This is a genomic window from Paenibacillus sp. FSL K6-1566 (assembly GCF_038050475.1).
In the GTDB taxonomy this organism is placed as follows: domain Bacteria; phylum Bacillota; class Bacilli; order Paenibacillales; family Paenibacillaceae; genus Paenibacillus_AQ; species Paenibacillus_AQ lactis.
This window is the reverse complement of sequence record NZ_JBBOSR010000001.1, coordinates 2528861-2545455: the sequence shown is the minus strand read 5'-3', so window position 1 is coordinate 2545455 and position 16595 is coordinate 2528861. Positions and strand designations below refer to the sequence as shown.

Sequence of the window (16595 nt, the reverse complement as noted above, 5' to 3'; positions counted from 1 at the left end):
CTACGCCTCCTATGATACTACGGTATTTGGTACAATTTCGCCGAGGTAAATCCAGCCGTTCTCCACTTTCGTCTCGTACTGGTCAAGCGGCTTCGGCGCGACTGCAAGGTTCTTGCCGTCCGGCGTATAACGCGCACCGTGGCAAGGGCAGTGGTACTCATCCGGGAAATTCTTGTTGCTGTTCCATCCGACAAGGCATCCCAGATGCTTACAAATCGGCGAAAGCGCTATAATCTCACCCTGATCATTCTTGCGAATCCACGCCGTCAGCGTAGCTGTACTGTTGTACCAGCCGTCCTGCTGCTGCAGCTCAAAATGGAACTCTTGTGGTTCGTTGGTAATTTTGCTCTCCTCTACGACCTTAACGAAAGCCCCTTCTTCCTTGTTCTGAAGAATTGGATCCACGGCAAAACGGAGCATTGGCAAAACTACCCCAGCAGCCATGTAAGCTGTGGCACCGCCCAACGTGTATGTAAGAAATTGTCTGCGGGACATCTCTTTCCGGCGGGGTGGATTGTGCGATTCTTCATGCTCGTCATTGTGGTTGCTGCTCATTCTGTGTTCAACCCCCTTTGTCAACCGTTCTTAAGTGTCATCAATGATTAAAATCACACGACGTACTAGGACATACTAATAATATATTAGGCACCCAAGACCGTCAAGAATGTGAAGGCCAAAAATGGGTTCGCTTCCAACAGGCCTCTCATAAATTGTTGGTATTTTGTCACAATTTCATGCACCGTTTTTCACTACCCCTGCCACATTTCACTGATGCCTGCTGAAACGGCTGCGGCGGCCTTGCTTCCATCCGCCTCAATCCTGAGCCGGGACAGCACAAGCGTGCTCTCGGGGACATCCTCGGGGCTAAGATCACCGTCCGCCGTCATAACGACGACATATTTGAATCCGGCCTTTTTAACATTGTGACATACTTCATTTAAAAGCGTCGTATCCTCAGTCTTTCCATATTGCACGGCAGGATATGTAACGATTCTGCCCTTAAACGGAATTTCCGCCAAATCCATGAAGTCTCGCAGTCTCTCGAGCGCGCTGGTTGCTTCCCATGGAGGCTCCTGGCCGGTCAAACCGGTGAACGGTATTAAGCAGGTGTCAAAATAAGGCTGCAGCTCCGGCCATGTCTGCTCGTCCACTTCACTAAATTTCATCTAAAAGTTACATCCTTTCTCTCACGCCAAACGCTTTTTACATCATTATACGAGTGAGAGCCCAGGTAAGGCAAAAAAAAGAAGAAATGCATGGAGGCATTTCTTCAGTTCAAAGTCCTCAGTTCATCCGTCAGGTTTTTGAAAGCCACTTCATCTCCGGATGCCAGCGCTGCGTCGATTTCCTTATACAGTTCTTCACTCCGATGCTTACGCAATGCCTCGTCCCATACCATTTCAGCAGCCAGACCTAACATAACTTCGTAAGTAACCTTCATTTTATCCATTAGGATGCACCTCCAAACCAAATTTTAAATAAGTAATTTTCCTCGTATTTCGCTTTCCTAATCTCCTTCGACCACCATATCATGCGTCACCCGGACGGCCATTTCCTGCCTTTACTTCAGCTCTTTTGAATCGTTGATGTGGATGCAAGCCTCCGCTGCCTTTAAGCCGAGCGCTGTCATCTTGTACGCTGTGCCGTGCGCCGCGCTTTCCCCGATCCGCAGCAAGCCCAGATGCATCAGCATCCGAATCAGCCGCTGTTCGAGGATGTTTTGCGGGCTGTCATAATAGAACGGGCGGACGAGCCATCCCAGCGATTCGTAGAGCGATGCGGCACTTACCCAATCCCGCGTGCATTGACTGATCCAGTATACAAGCGAGGTAATATTGGGAATAGCGCCTTTATAAAGTCTTAACCAAAAGCGGAATATCTGCATCACGCTAACTTGATTTCCTTCATCGAGAAGCGAGGCTCCGCTGTCGGTAAGCACCAGCCGGCTGCCGTTCTCCCTGACCCATTGCCTTGCATACGCATAATCGTATAACAAAGCTAGCCGGTCAGGATAGGCAATGCAGGATCGGCCGTATCCGAACCTCCACGCCCCTTTGGCTATGAGCGGTTCATCAATGTGGAGCATGCCCATAAGCTGTTGTTGGTTCCGCCGATACATAAAACCTTCGAGGTTCAGCTCGATATCATGGCCGCCGATATACTTGAGCATCAGCAGCAAATCTTCCACGATCAGCCCCTGCTCGTCCCGGTAGGCCTCCGGATCGCCCGGCAGCCGCTGCAGCGGTTCAAGAAGGCGTTCGCGCAGCACTTCCCTGAAGCGCAGCTTCAGATCGGAAGGAACCTGGAACATATATTTCGTGGAATGGGTGAATCCGTTAAACAGCCAGCCGCTTCTGCGGTAACGCGCTACGGCTTCGCGAGGGCTTTCGGTTTGTCCCCCTGCGCTCTTCCCCTGCGGATTGTCGCTGTTGACCTCCGCAGCTTGGCGGATGGCCGCCGTCAGCTCTTCCAGACTGTAACCGCTCCTGGCGTCAAATACCAGATGGTTCAGAAAGCGAAGATCGCTCAGGGACAAGCTGCCGATCTGCTCCTCTAAAAATTCCCTTCCTCCAAGCTTGCTTAAGATACTTTGGATTAATTCATGCTTCGAGTTTCTCTTGGCGTCGCATTGATAGTGATTCGCGATGCTGCTGAGCTGACCAATATCGGCATAAGTGAGCATATCCGCTAGATTCATCGTTCATCGCCTCGCCGTTTTACATCCATTATGGGAATGTTTCGATCATTTGATACCTGTTCTCTCTCGTTTCATGAAGTTTCATGTCCCTAGTAAGCGTCGGAATCAAACTGATCTGTATGGTGGTTTTATCATTTTTAACGGAATAGCGGCTTCATAAACGTGAGAATGCGTATTTTTTTATACTATTTCTATGCCCTCTTAATCCATGATAGAATCTGGGATATTCTCAATGAAAGGGAATATATGTTAAGCTGGATTACAACGTCTGCCCGTGCATGTAACGGATATTTGACTCAACGAATGGTTAACGATGAGATGCACGAATACGGTTAGCGAACGAAAGAGGTGATCCGTCATGGCGACCAGGGAACACGAAACATAACAACGCGGATTCAGGATTCGAGGACCTCCGGATGATGGCCCCTGCTTTATATCCATCAAGCAGCCAGCCGACATTATCTAGTGATGAACATATGGAGGTTCGAATAAAAATGAAGATCGATGATCGTTTTGAACAATACTTAAATGAAGCCCAACGGGCATTCTCCGGCTGGGATTACTCCTATATAACCGGGTCAGGCCGGATGCAGACGCAGCTGCTTCCTTGGTCGCTGGGAAGCATTTTGATCCCTTATTTCCGCAATGCGCGAAGTCTGCTTGATATGGGAACGGGAGGCGGTGAGTTTTTATATACGCTGCAGCCGTTCCCGAATATCACCTATGCCACGGAAGGGTACCCCCCGAATGTGCCTGTTGCGCGCCGCAAGCTGGAGCCGCTCGGCGTTCAAGTCGTATATGTAGAAGACGATGAGAAGCTTCCGCTGCCTGATCGATTGTTCGATGTGGTCATGAACCAGCACGAATCTTATGCGCCGTCCGAGATTCGGAGAATCCTGGCCGAGCAGGGCGTATTTATTACCCAGCAAGTCGGCGGAACCGATTGCTACCAGATCAATGATCTGTTCGGCGTTCCGCTCAATGCCGAGTTTGCCCATTGGAACCTCGATTACGCAGCCTCAGAGCTTCGGGATCACGGGTTTAACGTCACGTTCGCGCGCGAGGATTACCCCGTCCAGCGGTTTTACGATATCGGCGCGCTCATTTACTACCTTTCAGCCATTCCGTGGCAGGTCCCGGATTTTACGGTGGATCGTTATAGGGATGAGCTGCGCCACATTCACGTGATGATCCAATCGCAGGGTTACTTCGAGGTGAGGCAGCATCGTTTTATTATGATTGCCTCGTTGTAATTTGATTGTGGAAGTTTCCCCCTGCTGAACTCATTTTAAATAAAAATCGCCCCTGATCGATGACCTGCTGAGTCATCGGATCAGGGGCGTATTCTGTATCGAGGATTATTACTTCGTCGGCAGCACATTCGGGCCCTGGCCTTCCGCCGGTTCCGTCAACAGATGCTTGGTGCAGTTATAGAGCAGCGGCGACCAGTCATCATCCTTGCGTTCCACGATCGTCAGCGACAGGTTTCCGATACGCTGGCTCAGTTGACCGCGGCAGACGAGCTTATACAGCTGTGCCAGGAAACCGCCGTGACTTACGACGAGGATATTGCTGTTCCGATGCTTGATCGCCATATCATCCAAAAAGACAAGTCCTCTGGACATCAGCTCCACATCGGTCTCTTGGCCCAAATCCTGCTGATGCCAGTCGGTTCCGAACCGGGCCTCCCGCTCCTCCGCCGTGAGCCCTTCCACCTGGCCGTATCTCCGCTCCCTTACACGGGGATCCGGCTCAGCTACCGGAATGCCGAGCATGGACGCGATGATCTGGGCGGTTTCTTCGGCACGGGAAAGACCGCTGCTGATCGCAAAGTCCCAATGATAGGGCTCCTGACGAAGCCGCTCGCCCAGCAGCCGTGCCTGCCGCCGTCCTTCCTCATTCAGCGGAATATCCGTCTGTCCCTGTATTTTGCCCATCGCATTCCAGTCCGTTAAACCGTGGCGAACCAACCCTATCAGCATGATCTTCCTCCTCTTGTATATTTCGATGCATTCGCTATCGTCTGACCCGATTCAGCCTCATCAGGAAATACATGGCCAGCCCCACACCCAGAAGCGACAGCAGCATCCAATACTGCGGCTCGGTAGGACTCATTCCAACCACAAACGGATCGATAATTCCGCTGTTGGTCTTCGGAATGTTATAATCCTTCGCTGTCAGGCTTTGACCGGTATCGGCGATTCCCGTCGGGATAATTCCGGTAGCGACAGCCTCGGGCTTCGGCTCGGCCGGACTTCCGATGACGGCAAAATAGATGAAGCTGCACACGAACAGTGCCAAAAATCCGGCAATCCATAAGGTCAGCCGCTTGCGAAATACTCGGCTTATTGCGCGGCTCTTTGAGGTCTCCTCGACCAGCCAAGGAAAATCCCGATAAATACGGTCCATGACATTGCGGTTGATTCGTTCGCTGTCGATCCCCGGAATATCCTCCTCCTCCAAAGCATGGACCATGTTCAAGCTCTGAAGCCACAATTCGTGCTCCGCCGCGCACGCGCTGCAGGTTTTTACATGCGCATTCAGCCGCTGTCGCCGCGGATCTTCGTCAGGCAAATCCCAGACACTTTCCATCAGCTCTCGGGCTTCTTCGCAATTCATTTGCTCTTCATCCCTCTCAGCTCTTCCAAGACCGGTTCATAGAAATAAGGCTCGAGCTGAATTTTGACACTGCCTCTGGCTCGAAACAGAAGGGATTTGACGGAGCTGACGCTTTGACCTAATATGTCTGCGATTTCCTGATAGTCCAGCTGATCGTATTCCCGGAGAATCAGCGCTGACCGCTGCTTCTCCGGTAAATTATTTATAGCTTCCCTTACCATATGTACGCGTTCGCTTCGTAAAATCGCCTGCTCGGGCGCGACCTCAATCGGCGCCACGGGAACGACCCCGCTCTCCTCCAGCGGCAGCGTACCGCTGCGATGCTTCCGGAGCTCGCTCAGCACCGTATTTCGCGCAATGGTATACAGCCACGTCGAGAACGATGCATCCACCTCGCGAAACGAATGCAGGCTGCGGAAAGCCTTATAGAATGTCTCGGAGCATAAATCCTCCGCCATCAGCTCCATGTTGGAGCTCTTTAACATATGATAGACAAATGCCAATATTTTTCTCTGGTAACGCCGCATAAGCTCCGAGTACAGCTCGGTATTGCCCTGCTTGATTTCTTGTATTAACTGGGAATCCGTCATATGATTTTTCGTTCCTCCTTCTCCCATCGGTGCCTCAACTTCCTTGAATGTCCAAGGAAACGATCAATTAGGATCTGTAAAAGTACCGTCAAACCATATATAGTTACGCCTCTTGGTGACTGACTATTCTATGTATTTGGCAATTTCCCCAAATCTTCTACACTAGCACTCTAGCATTATAGCACATATTGGAGAAAGAATCAGTTTTATGCCAGATTTCATGGCATGACCAGGAAAATGACAAAAAAAAACCGCCTTCATCCGAAGACGGCCGCACATAGTGCAATATTTTGGATAGGAGTGGAGAGAAACCATACTGTACTTTTATTATATGTATACGTTTTCATTTTGTCAATACTGTAAACGCATTTATTTGCGGTTGTTTGAAAACAACCGCAGCAGCTATTGATAAACGGGATGCCCTTTCGATAACAGCAGCTCTTTCGCCCGCTCTTGGTCCACTTCATTTCGGAAGGACAGCCTCATTACACCCGGCACGTCTTCCCGGCTCTCGATGATTTGAATATTGCTCAGGTTGATGCTGTTGGCCCCGAGCTCGGTCGCAATACGGCCGATTATTCCCGGATGGTCAGGCACATCCAGATACAGGTCATACTGGGATACAATCATGCCTTTGCGTCTTTCCGGCAGCACGCTGCGGAATTCGCCCGCTCTGCGGAAGGCCTCCTCTATGGCAGAGCCGTCGCCATCCTCCAGCATGTCCATAAAGCGCTGAATTCCCTCGTTCCAATCACGCAGCAGCGGCAGCATGACGCTCCGGTTATTCAGCAGAATATCCCGCCAAACGACCGGGTCGCTCGAAGCAATCCGCGTAATATCGCGGAAGCCTCCGGCAGCCAGCGTTCGGTACAGCGCATTATCGTCGTTATAAGCGCTTATCTGATTGACAAGCGCGACGGCAATGATATGAGGCAGATGACTGATGGCCCCCACAATTTCATCATGCAGCCGAGGCTCGACCCGTACGATATGTGCCCGGGTATGTGCCAGAAGACGTGCAAGGGTATCCAGCTTCTCCTCCGGGACGTTATCCGCCGGGGTAAGCACATAATACGCATTCTCGAACAGCAGCGTCGAAGCCGCCCCGACGCCGGAGCGCTCCGAACCGGCCATCGGATGTCCGCCGATAAAGCAGGCATCCTTTAGCTCAAGCTGTGAGGCGCACTCGGCAATGCTTGCTTTCGTGCTTCCCACATCGGTTATGATACAGCCGGGCTTTAATTGAATTTCGTTTAACTGTTTCAGGTAGTATTCTAAGCTGCCCACCGGGACGCATAAGAAAATAACGTCTGCGTCCCGGGCAGCCTCCTCCACCGATAATGTAACATGGTCTACTACGCCTTTGGCCCTCACCTGATCGGCGTAAGCTTCGGTATGCGCGTAGCCCGTAACGGTGATCCCCGGCTTGCCCTTAAAGCATAATGCCAGCGATCCGCCGATTAAGCCGACACCAAATATGGATATATGCATGGTCATGTTCTCTCACTCGTTTCAAACTGCGATGTTTAGCTGATTATGGTTATTTCTAATCTGTTCCTTGAATGCTATACTACTGGGCTAACTTCAGCGATTACCTGCTCAAGCGCTCCGATAAAGGCATCGTTCTGTTCCTTCGACCCGACCGTCACCCGAATCCAATTCGGATACCGCTCGAATCCCGGACGGATAATAATGCCCTTTCTGAGGAGGGACTGGAAGACATCCTTTCCGCATCTTCTCACATCGATCATGATGAAGTTGCCGTGTGCCGGGAAATACGACAGCCCGAGACGGTCCAGTTCTCCTTGAAGGTACTTGATCCCTTCTTCATTCCGCTTGCGGCACTCGGCCACGAACGCCTGGTCCTTCAGCGCTGCCTTGGCTGCTGCCTGCGCTAGACGTCCCGTATTGAACGGTTCCCGAACACGGTTGATGAGGGAGATCACCTCTTCTTGAGCAACCCCGTATCCGATCCGCATCGCCGCCAACCCGTAAATCTTGGAGAAGGTGCGGAGGATGACCAGATTCGGGTAGCGACCCATCAGCGGGATGCTGTTCGGGTACGAAGCATCGGTGACGTATTCGAAGTAAGCTTCATCGAGAACGACCATGATGTGCTCAGGAACGGCGTCAAGGAACTGAACAAGCTCCGCCTCCGAAACGATGGTGCCGGTCGGGTTGTTCGGATTGCATACCCAGATGATTTTGGTTTTATCCGTGATCGCGTCGAGCATGCCTTGGAGGTCGTGTTTTCCATCGACAAGCGGAACCTCGATGCTGACGGCACCTTCAATTTCGGCGTTCGTTTTATATACCGAAAAAGTCTGATCGGCCATGATCGTTTCGTCGCCGGGAACGAGGAACGCCCGGATAATGAGCGCGATGATCTCATCGGAGCCGCAGCCGAAAATAATCTGAGGGTTTGCAACGTTCAAATGCTCCGCCAGCGCAGCTGTCAATTCCGCTGCACTGCCGTCCGGATACAGGCTGAGCGTTTCCAGCTCCGCCGTGATCGCTTCTCTTGCAAGCGGCGAGCAGCCGTATGGATTTTCGTTCGAAGCCAGCTTGATCACGCGATCCAGCCCAAGCTCCTTCTTCACCTCTTCGATCGGTTTTCCCGGCTGGTAGACGGGAAGATCCACGATTTGCGCTTTTGGTTTCATTTGATATTCGCCTCACCTTTCATATCTACTCTAAACTTAACTCTGTTAACACCCTAACGGTCTAGGGCAAGCTTCGCACCTTTTAATTGTGCCACAAATTGTCCGATTTGCGAAAGCCCTTGGCTGCGGGTCTCCTCGCGCTCCAGCAGCGGGATATTCGATTCGATCGTACGCACGATCGCGCTGCCGACAACGACGCCGTCACAGATCTTGGAGAATCTGGCCACCTGCTCCCCCGTAGAAATACCGAAGCCGATCGCGATCGGCACACGGCTGTATTCCTTCACCGTCTCAAGGAATGCCTCAACGCCGGAATAGAAATCCGTACGTTCACCCGTTACGCCGAGCGAGGACACGCAATATACGAAGCCGGTCGCCTCCGAAAGAATGGTAGCGATCCGTTCGTGGGATGTCGGTGCCACTAACGGAATGAGATGAACCCCTGCCGCCGCTGCACGCTTACGGATCTCCGTCGATTCCTCCACGGGCAGATCCGGTATGATCAGGCCGCTGATATCGTGCTTCAGCACCTCCTCGAAGAAGGTGTCCAGGCCCATCTGCAGCACCGGGTTATAATAAGTGAACAGGATGAAAGGCAATTGGCTGCCGCGTTCCCGAGCCTTTAGCGCGATGTCCATGCAGGTGCGGATCGTGACTTTGTTCTTGAGCGCCCGCTCGGAAGCCCGCTGGATCACCGGTCCGTCCGCCAGAGGATCCGAATACGGCACGCCCAGCTCAATGATGTCGGCGCCGGAGCTTTCGAGCTCGGCGATGATGTCCAGGGTCGTTTCCGGGTCGGGATCGCCTACGGTCAGATATGGGATGAGCGCCGTTTTGTTGTGCAATTTCAAAGTTTCAAACGTCTGATCGATCCGGTTCATATCGTCTTCCCTCCCGTGTATGCCATAATGGATTCTACGTCCTTGTCCCCGCGACCCGACAAATTGATGACGATCAGATCCTCCTCGGTCCATTGCGGGGCCATCTTCACGGCTTGAGCCAGCGCATGCGCGGACTCCAGTGCCGGAATGATCCCCTCGGTCCGGCACAGCAGCTGTAGTGCTTCCAGCGCCTCCGCATCGGTGATGGGCTCATATTGAACCCGTTCAATATCTTTCAAATACGAGTGCTCTGGGCCGACACCTGGATAATCCAGGCCGGCCGAGATCGAGTGCGCCTCCTGAACCTGGCCGTACTCATCCTGCAGCAAATAGCTCATCGAGCCTTGGAATACGCCCTGGGTTCCCTTGGTCATTGTGGCGGCATGGAACTCGGTCTCAACGCCTTTGCCGGCCGCCTCGACGCCGACCAGCCGGACCTCGCTATCCTCCAGAAACGGATAGAACATACCGATCGCATTGCTGCCGCCGCCGACCGGTGCCAAAATCATGCTTGGCAGACGACCTTCGCTCTCCAGAATCTGCCTGCGCGTCTCGTCTCCGATGATTCGCTGAAAGTTGCGTACCATCATCGGGTACGGATGCGGCCCCACAGCCGAACCGAGCACGTAGAACGTGTCCTCCACGTTGCTGACCCAGTATCGGAGCGCTTCGTTGCCGGCATCCTTTAGCGTGCGGCTTCCGGACGTGACCGGTATAACCTCGGCCCCAAGCATTTTCATCCGGAATACGTTAAGCTGCTGCCGCTTCGTGTCTTCTTCGCCCATAAATACTTTGCATTCCAGTCCAAGCAGCGCGGCAACGGTGGCCGTAGCCACTCCATGCTGGCCGGCGCCGGTCTCTGCGATTACCTTGGTCTTGCCCATCCGTTTGGCGAGCACGCCTTGGGCAATGGCATTATTAATCTTATGGGCGCCCGTATGGTTCAGGTCCTCCCGCTTCAAATAAATTTTGGCCTTGCCGAGATGACGGCTGAACCGCTCGGCGTAATACAGCGGAGTCTCCCTGCCGGAATACTGCTTCAGCAAATAGGCGATCTCCTCCTTGAATTCGGCATCTTCCGCGTAGCGGTTATACTCCTGCTCCAGCTCGATTAAGGCGTTCATCAGCGTTTCCGGTACAAACCGTCCGCCGAACACCCCGAAACGTCCATTGATGTCAGGAAGCTCTGTTCTCATATGCCCTTCACCCTTTCCACGAATGCTTTCACTTTCTGTATGTCCTTCACGCCCGGCTCTCTCTCGACGCCGCTGGATACATCCACGCCATCGGGAGCGTACCGGCTGATTAATTGCGGTACATTATCCGCATCGAGCCCTCCGGCCACGAAGAGCGGAATTCCATGCTTCTTGGCCCAGTCTTGGTATGGTGGAATGATATCCCAGGCGAATGTCTTGCCCGATCCCCCGCCATATTCCGGATCGAAGGTATCGACGAGCAGGCCGTCAATGCAGCCTGCATACGAGTCCAGCGCAGCCATTCGTGCTTCATCGCTCTTCTCCCCGCCGATCGATACCACTTTAAAAACGGAAACCGGGAAGCGCTCCTTCACTTCCCGGCAAAATTGCGGCGTTTCCTGACCGTGCAGCTGTATGACGTCAAGCGGGGCATGCGAAAGCAGCTCCTCAAGCTCGCTCCAATCAGGATTAACCAACACGCCGACGGCGGCGGGTGCCTGTCCCGGGCTCCACTCCTTTAATATGCCGATCAGCTCCCCGGCCTGCTGAGGCGTCACCTTCCGCCGGCTCTTGGCAAATACAAATCCGATATAATCCACAGGTAAGTTTATCATAGATTTTAGCACTTCAACGCTTTGAAGTCCACATATTTTTACGGCCGTATCTTTCATCCAGCTGCTCCCCTTTACTCCGAGTCAGCGGCCACCGGCAGCGGTCCCATCAAATCATTAACGGCACGGAAAACATCCGGCTGTCTCATGAAATGTTCTCCGACCAGCACGCCATGCGCGCCAACATAATGCAAATACGAGATATCCGCAGGCCGCGATATGCCGCTCTCACTGATAAGCGTCACGCCTTTAGGCACCTCGCCTGCCAGATCGGCCGTCGTTTCCAGCGAGGTTTCGAATGTACGCAAATTCCGATTGTTAATGCCGATCAAAGACGGATTCAGCTTAAGGACCGTCTGGAGCTCCTCGCGGTCATGGACCTCAATCAAGCAGTCAATTCCTAGAGAAGCGGCCAGGTCCATAAAATCCGCCATTCGTTCCTGCGTAAGAATTGCAGCAATGAGCAGGATCGCATCGGCGCCAAGCAAGCGCGCTTCATAAATTTGCGTCTCGTCGATAATGAAATCCTTGCGAAGCAGAGGCAAACGGACGGCCTCGCGAACGGCCTTTAAATATTCTCCGCTCCCCTGAAAGTACTCCCGATCCGTCAGGACGGAAAGGCAATCGGCATCGGCGGCCTCGTAGGCCTTCGCGATCATGACCGGATCAAAATCGGGCCGGATCAACCCCTTGGACGGCGAAGCCTTTTTCACTTCGGCGATCAAGCCCATGCTGCGTTTGCGTCCTTCCGCAAGCGCCCTAGCAAATCCGCGAGTCGGCGGCAGCTCCTGAATCCGGCTTTCCGCTTCCGCAGCGGAAAATGTTTCGCGCAGCTTCGCGACCTCCTGCTTCTTCGTGGCTACGATTCGATCAAGATACATAGCTTAATTCCCCCGTCCGTATAATAAGCTGCTCCAGTTTTGCCTGGGCAAGCCCTGAATCAATAGCGTGCGCAGCCTGCTGCACACCTTCCTTCAGACTGTCGGCGAGCCCGGATACGTAGATGCAGGCTCCCGCATTCGCCAGGACGATATCCCGGTACGCGCTTTTCTCTCCACGGAGCACCGAGCCGATAATCGCGGCATTTTCTTTGGCGTCACCGCCGAGAATCGCGTCCATCGGATGGACCTGCAAACCAAGGTCGGCAGGATGTATATCATAGGTCCGCACTTCTCCGCCCCGAAGCTCGGATACTCGGGTCGGAGCCGAAACGCTGATTTCATCCAAACCGTCATGGCTTGTGACAACCATCGCTCTCTTCAATCCGAGCTCCTTCAGCACATGGGCGATCGTTTCCGTCTTGCTCATGTCATATATCCCGAGCATCTGCCGGTCCGCCCCTGCCGGATTCGTCAGCGGCCCCAGCATATTGAACACCGTCCGGACCCCCAGCTCCTTCCGCGGCGCGGCCGCATGCTTCATCGACGGATGGTAGATCTGGGCGAACAGGAAGCAGATGCCGATATCGTCAAGGCAAGCCTTGGCCTGCTCCGGCGTCAGGTGAATGTTTACCCCCAGCGCTTCCAGCACGTCCGCGCTCCCGGCCCGCCCGGAGGCGGAGCGGTTGCCGTGCTTCGCCACCCGGACCGATACCGAGGAGGATATGATGGCCGATACCGTTGAAATGTTGAATTTATGAATGCCCGATCCCCCGGTTCCGCAAGTGTCCAGCAGCCGGTTGCGCTCCGTGACGACTCGCCCGCCGGCTCCTCTCATCGCCTCGGCAAAGCCGGTGATTTCATCGACAGTCTCCCCTTTGATCCGCAGGGCGGTCAGCAGTCCTCCGATTTGAGAAGGAGTGGCCAGCCCGTCCATAATGGACTGCATCACCCCGCGCGCTTCTTCACGGCTCAGGTCTTGGCCTTCAATCAGCTTGGAAATGCTGGATTGCATCGGTTCCATAACGTTCATCTCATTCTCCTCCTCTGAGTTAAGGTGTGTATTGATACAGATAATCCTGGTTAATGAAATCCTCAGCGCCGCTGTTTGCCGGGAACATCGCTTCCGCCACCCGGATCGCTTTCAGCATCCCTTTGGCTTTATTGACCGTCTCCTCATACTCCTTCTCGGGTATGGAGTCCCATACGATGCCGGCGCCGGCCTGAACATATGCTTTTCCCCCGCGGAATATAATCGTCCGGATGGTAATGCAGGAATCCATGTTGCCGCCAAAGCCGAGATATCCGATCGCTCCGGCATAAACGCCCCTGGCTTCCCGCTCCAGCTCCGCAATGATCTCCATCGCTCTCAGCTTCGGCGCGCCTGACACGGTTCCGGCCGGAAGGCACGAAAGGAACGCATCGAAGAAGTCCTTATTCTCGCCGAGGCGTCCAGAGACCCCGGATACCATGTGCATCACATGCGAGTATTTTTCAATCTCCATAAAGGTGTCGCATTTCACCGAGCCGAATTCCGACACGCGCCCGAGGTCGTTTCGCCCCAGATCCACCAGCATCAGATGTTCCGCCCGCTCCTTCTCGTCCTGCAGCAGCTCCTCCGCCAGCAGCTGATCCTCGGCTTCGTCGATGCCTCTTGGCCGGGTTCCTGCAATCGGTCTCGTCTCTACGCGCCGGCCGTCAACCTTGACCAGAGCTTCCGGGGAGGTTCCCACGATAATGTCATCGTCCAATTTGAGGTAATACATATACGGCGAAGGGTTCAGCGTGCGGAGCACGCGATAGACGTGAAGCGGCGATACGTCCGTCTCAATATGAAACCGCTGGGACAGCACGACCTGAAAAATATCGCCCGCCCGAATATACTCCTTCGCCTTCTCTACGTTGTCCATGTATTTCTCTTTGGTCATGTTCGATTGAATATCTCCCAGCTCGATATCTGCCGGGATGCTTCTGGAATTTACATTCTCCCTCGGCCCGTCTTCCTGCAGCTGCTCCGCTGCCGCCTCGAGCTTGCGCCGTACATGGTCATACTTCTGACGGATGTCCTCGTCCGTATCTCCAGGCTTGATGTGCACGTTGCCGATGAGCATGATCTGCTGCTTCACGTGGTCGAACACGATCACCTGGTCACAGAACATGAACCTGATATCATCCATGCCCAAATCGTCCAGCGCATGGGCCGGCAGCTTCTCGTAGTACTGCAGGAGATCGTATCCGAAGAATCCGATCGCCCCGCCTGTAAACGGAGGCATATCCTTGAGCTGCGGGCTGCGGTACTTTCGCAGAAGCGCCTTGAGCTCCTCTACCGGCTTTCCCTTTAGCACGGAACGCTCGCCGTTCATTTCGATTTCGATGCCGCCTTTTTTGCCCCGAATCATCAAGAAGGGATCTGTTCCGATGAACGAATAGCGCGCCCATTGCACGCCGCCCTCTACGCTTTCAAGTAAAAATGCCCGCTTCCGCTCCGCATACCGCTGAAATAAGCGAATCGGCGTCTCCATGTCGGCCAACAGCCGGATCGCTACCGGAATCAGATTATATTCGCCTGCCATTGCCACCACTTGCTCCATCGATGGATGTGCCATGCCAAACCCTCCTTCATGATTATCAAATACAAAAAAAAACCTCTACCGAAGTAGAGGTTTGGTTCGTCTGCATATGAGAATTGTTTATTAAGAGCACGGTACAGAAATCCCCAAAGGCTTCACCAAATCCAATGCCGTGCTGTTCGTATACCTGACGCGTCATAGAATACGGCATCTGCCGGCATCCCTTCCGCACAAGGTAGAATAGCCCAATCATCATCAATGAACCACGGATTCCTAATCCCGATATGAAATTGCCTAGGATGCTTAACTCTGCTCTTCTCAACTCAACTCATCTGTGAAACCTAAACTCTACTCAGCTATATTCTGATACCACTATACAGGATGATGGCGGTAATCTGCAACCCTTAATTTTGCTTGTCGGCGCCCGCGCCGGACAAATCCGGGCGAAGCCGCTTCGCTTCGTTCAAATACACATGCTTGATCTCGCTCTGGCTCTTGTCGGTATTGACCTGCACCATGAAGCGGATACAGCGCGGAAGACTGCCCTTCACCGGTATTTCGACGGAGCACATCAAAGGCACGAGGTCCCAGCCCTCCAGCTGGCGGATGGCGCGAGCAGGGAACGCCGCGTCCAAATCCTGCGTCATCGTAATCCAGATGTTGCTTATATATTCCGGCTGAAGGTCGTTGCGCCTAACGATCTCTTCCAACAGGCGGAGCGTCTCCTGCAAAATCTCCTGCTCTTCATTGCGGGTCACCGTCGTGGCTCCCCGGATTCCCCGATTCATCATGTATTAACCTCTCCCTTCAGCTGTTCAACGACCGTTCGAACAGCATCGACCGGTACATCCTTGACGATGCTGACTGACCCGATGGCCTCGGGGACGATAAACACCATCCGGCCTTCGGCGAATTTCTTGTCGTGCTGCATCGCGTCCATAATGTCCTCGACCTTGATATCGGCAGGAAGCGTCACCGGGAGATTCAATGCCTGCAGCATGCCGACCGTCTCGGCATACAGGCTCTGGTCTCTTCCCAGCATGCCGGCCAGCTTAGCCGAGCCGGCCATTCCGATCGCAATCGCCTCCCCGTGAAGGAAACGCCCGTAACCGCCGACTGCTTCAATCGCATGGCCGATCGTGTGGCCCAAATTCAGAATGGCGCGAAGGCCGCCTTCCCGCTCGTCCTTGGAGACGACATCGGCTTTAATGGCACAGCCACGCTCCAAGCCGTAGATCAATGTTTCCGGTACAAGGGCGAGCAGCTCCTCGGCATGCTCCCTGCACCAATACGCGAAATCACGGTCCAAAATGAGTCCGTGCTTCACCATTTCGGCGAGCCCGGACGAGACCTCGCGCGGCGGGAGTGACTTCAGCGTATCCACGTCGTAGAGCACCATCGCCGGCTGGTGGAAGGCACCGATCATGTTTTTGGCAAGCGGGTGGTTGACCGCAACCTTGCCGCCCACGCTGCTGTCATGGGCGAGAATGGTCGTCGGGATCTGCACGAACGTGACTCCGCGCATATACGTAGCCGCAACGAAGCCGGCTAGATCGCCGACGACGCCTCCGCCGAGGGCAAACACCGCCGAGCTGCGGTCCAGCTTACCGCGGATCGCGGTCGTCATGACCTCTTCATACACTTGCAGCGATTTGGAGGATTCCCCGGACGGTACGGTATGCGTAACAACCGAATAGCCTTCCGACACCAGCGCTTGTTCTACCTGGGCCAAGTAATGAGGCGCCACCTTGTCATCCGTCACGATCAGCTGGGGGCTCTTGACGCTAATGCCGTGCTTTCTGCTCAGTTCACCGATCGAATCCAAAATCCCGGAGCCGATGTAAATGGGGTATGAGCGCTCTCCCAATTCAACTCGCAGCGTCCTCATC

Annotated in this window: 18 protein-coding genes; 1 reads left to right on the top strand and 17 read right to left on the bottom strand. The window is 53.8% G+C overall.

Annotated features, from left to right (window positions below; all coding sequences use genetic code 11):
* Nucleotides 1–9: 9 nt before the first annotated feature.
* From NST08_RS11090 to NST08_RS11075, 4 genes are all read right to left on the bottom strand, one after another.
* Entirely contained in the window at nucleotides 10–555 is a 546-nt protein-coding gene (locus NST08_RS11090) for a ubiquinol-cytochrome c reductase iron-sulfur subunit (protein WP_007129844.1), read from the bottom strand.
* A 194-nt stretch (nucleotides 556–749) separates the two neighbouring features.
* Nucleotides 750–1166: a DUF2487 family protein gene (locus NST08_RS11085; RefSeq protein WP_213615212.1), complete on the bottom strand. Its 417-nt coding sequence runs from the start codon at nucleotides 1164–1166 to the stop codon at nucleotides 750–752.
* A gap of 104 nt (nucleotides 1167–1270) precedes the next feature.
* A complete protein-coding gene (locus NST08_RS11080; RefSeq protein WP_007129842.1) occupies nucleotides 1271–1450 on the bottom strand; it encodes an IDEAL domain-containing protein in 180 nt (59 codons plus the stop codon).
* A 111-nt stretch (nucleotides 1451–1561) separates the two neighbouring features.
* Nucleotides 1562–2698: a hypothetical protein gene (locus NST08_RS11075; RefSeq protein ID WP_213615214.1), complete on the bottom strand. Its 1137-nt coding sequence runs from the start codon at nucleotides 2696–2698 to the stop codon at nucleotides 1562–1564.
* A gap of 494 nt (nucleotides 2699–3192) precedes the next feature.
* On the opposite strand from NST08_RS11075, the gene NST08_RS11070 reads away from it, so the two are divergent.
* The gene (locus tag NST08_RS11070; RefSeq protein WP_341341749.1) at nucleotides 3193–3951 is read left to right on the top strand and encodes a class I SAM-dependent methyltransferase; all 759 of its coding nucleotides are present in this window, start codon (nucleotides 3193–3195) and stop codon (nucleotides 3949–3951) included.
* Nucleotides 3952–4059: 108 nt separating this feature from the next.
* On the opposite strand, the gene NST08_RS11065 is transcribed toward NST08_RS11070, so the two are convergent.
* The 13 genes from NST08_RS11065 to aroB all read right to left on the bottom strand — a co-directional run bounded on the left by NST08_RS11065 (nucleotide 4060) and on the right by aroB (nucleotide 16594).
* The gene (locus NST08_RS11065) at nucleotides 4060–4680 is read right to left on the bottom strand and encodes a histidine phosphatase family protein (RefSeq protein ID WP_028403625.1); all 621 of its coding nucleotides are present in this window, start codon (nucleotides 4678–4680) and stop codon (nucleotides 4060–4062) included.
* A 34-nt stretch (nucleotides 4681–4714) separates the two neighbouring features.
* Complete coding sequence (locus NST08_RS11060) at nucleotides 4715–5317, bottom strand: anti-sigma factor family protein (RefSeq protein WP_144871492.1); 603 nt, start codon at nucleotides 5315–5317, stop codon at nucleotides 4715–4717.
* On the bottom strand, nucleotides 5314–5907 hold the full coding sequence (locus NST08_RS11055; RefSeq protein WP_028403627.1) for an RNA polymerase sigma factor: 594 nt from the start codon (nucleotides 5905–5907) through the stop codon (nucleotides 5314–5316). Before NST08_RS11055 ends, NST08_RS11060 begins: the two co-directional genes overlap by 4 nt.
* A gap of 402 nt (nucleotides 5908–6309) precedes the next feature.
* Entirely contained in the window at nucleotides 6310–7398 is a 1089-nt protein-coding gene (locus NST08_RS11050; protein WP_213615293.1) for a prephenate dehydrogenase, read from the bottom strand.
* Nucleotides 7399–7472: 74 nt separating this feature from the next.
* The gene (hisC, locus tag NST08_RS11045) at nucleotides 7473–8570 is read right to left on the bottom strand and encodes a histidinol-phosphate transaminase (protein ID WP_341341748.1); all 1098 of its coding nucleotides are present in this window, start codon (nucleotides 8568–8570) and stop codon (nucleotides 7473–7475) included.
* A 53-nt stretch (nucleotides 8571–8623) separates the two neighbouring features.
* Nucleotides 8624–9451 (bottom strand): tryptophan synthase subunit alpha, encoded by an 828-nt coding sequence (trpA, locus tag NST08_RS11040; RefSeq protein ID WP_341341747.1) that lies wholly within the window; start codon nucleotides 9449–9451, stop codon nucleotides 8624–8626.
* Nucleotides 9448–10647, bottom strand: coding sequence for a tryptophan synthase subunit beta (gene trpB / locus NST08_RS11035; RefSeq protein ID WP_028403631.1), 1200 nt, complete (start codon nucleotides 10645–10647; stop codon nucleotides 9448–9450). Before trpB ends, trpA begins: the two co-directional genes overlap by 4 nt.
* The gene (locus tag NST08_RS11030) at nucleotides 10644–11318 is read right to left on the bottom strand and encodes a phosphoribosylanthranilate isomerase (RefSeq protein WP_007129832.1); all 675 of its coding nucleotides are present in this window, start codon (nucleotides 11316–11318) and stop codon (nucleotides 10644–10646) included. Before NST08_RS11030 ends, trpB begins: the two co-directional genes overlap by 4 nt.
* Nucleotides 11319–11332: 14 nt before the next feature.
* Nucleotides 11333–12139 carry an indole-3-glycerol phosphate synthase TrpC gene (gene trpC, locus NST08_RS11025; RefSeq protein WP_007129831.1) on the bottom strand — a complete coding sequence of 269 codons (807 nt, stop codon included), beginning with the start codon at nucleotides 12137–12139 and terminating at the stop codon, nucleotides 11333–11335.
* Nucleotides 12129–13169: an anthranilate phosphoribosyltransferase gene (trpD, locus tag NST08_RS11020; RefSeq protein ID WP_007129830.1), complete on the bottom strand. Its 1041-nt coding sequence runs from the start codon at nucleotides 13167–13169 to the stop codon at nucleotides 12129–12131. The genes trpC and trpD overlap by 11 nt, the downstream gene beginning before the upstream one ends.
* Nucleotides 13170–13188: 19 nt before the next feature.
* The gene (gene trpE / locus NST08_RS11015; protein WP_007129829.1) at nucleotides 13189–14742 is read right to left on the bottom strand and encodes an anthranilate synthase component I; all 1554 of its coding nucleotides are present in this window, start codon (nucleotides 14740–14742) and stop codon (nucleotides 13189–13191) included.
* 368 nt (nucleotides 14743–15110) lie between these two features.
* Entirely contained in the window at nucleotides 15111–15497 is a 387-nt protein-coding gene (aroH, locus tag NST08_RS11010) for a chorismate mutase (protein ID WP_007129828.1), read from the bottom strand.
* Nucleotides 15494–16594: a 3-dehydroquinate synthase gene (aroB, locus tag NST08_RS11005; RefSeq protein ID WP_007129827.1), complete on the bottom strand. Its 1101-nt coding sequence runs from the start codon at nucleotides 16592–16594 to the stop codon at nucleotides 15494–15496. The genes aroH and aroB overlap by 4 nt, the downstream gene beginning before the upstream one ends.
* Nucleotide 16595: the final 1 nt, after the last annotated feature.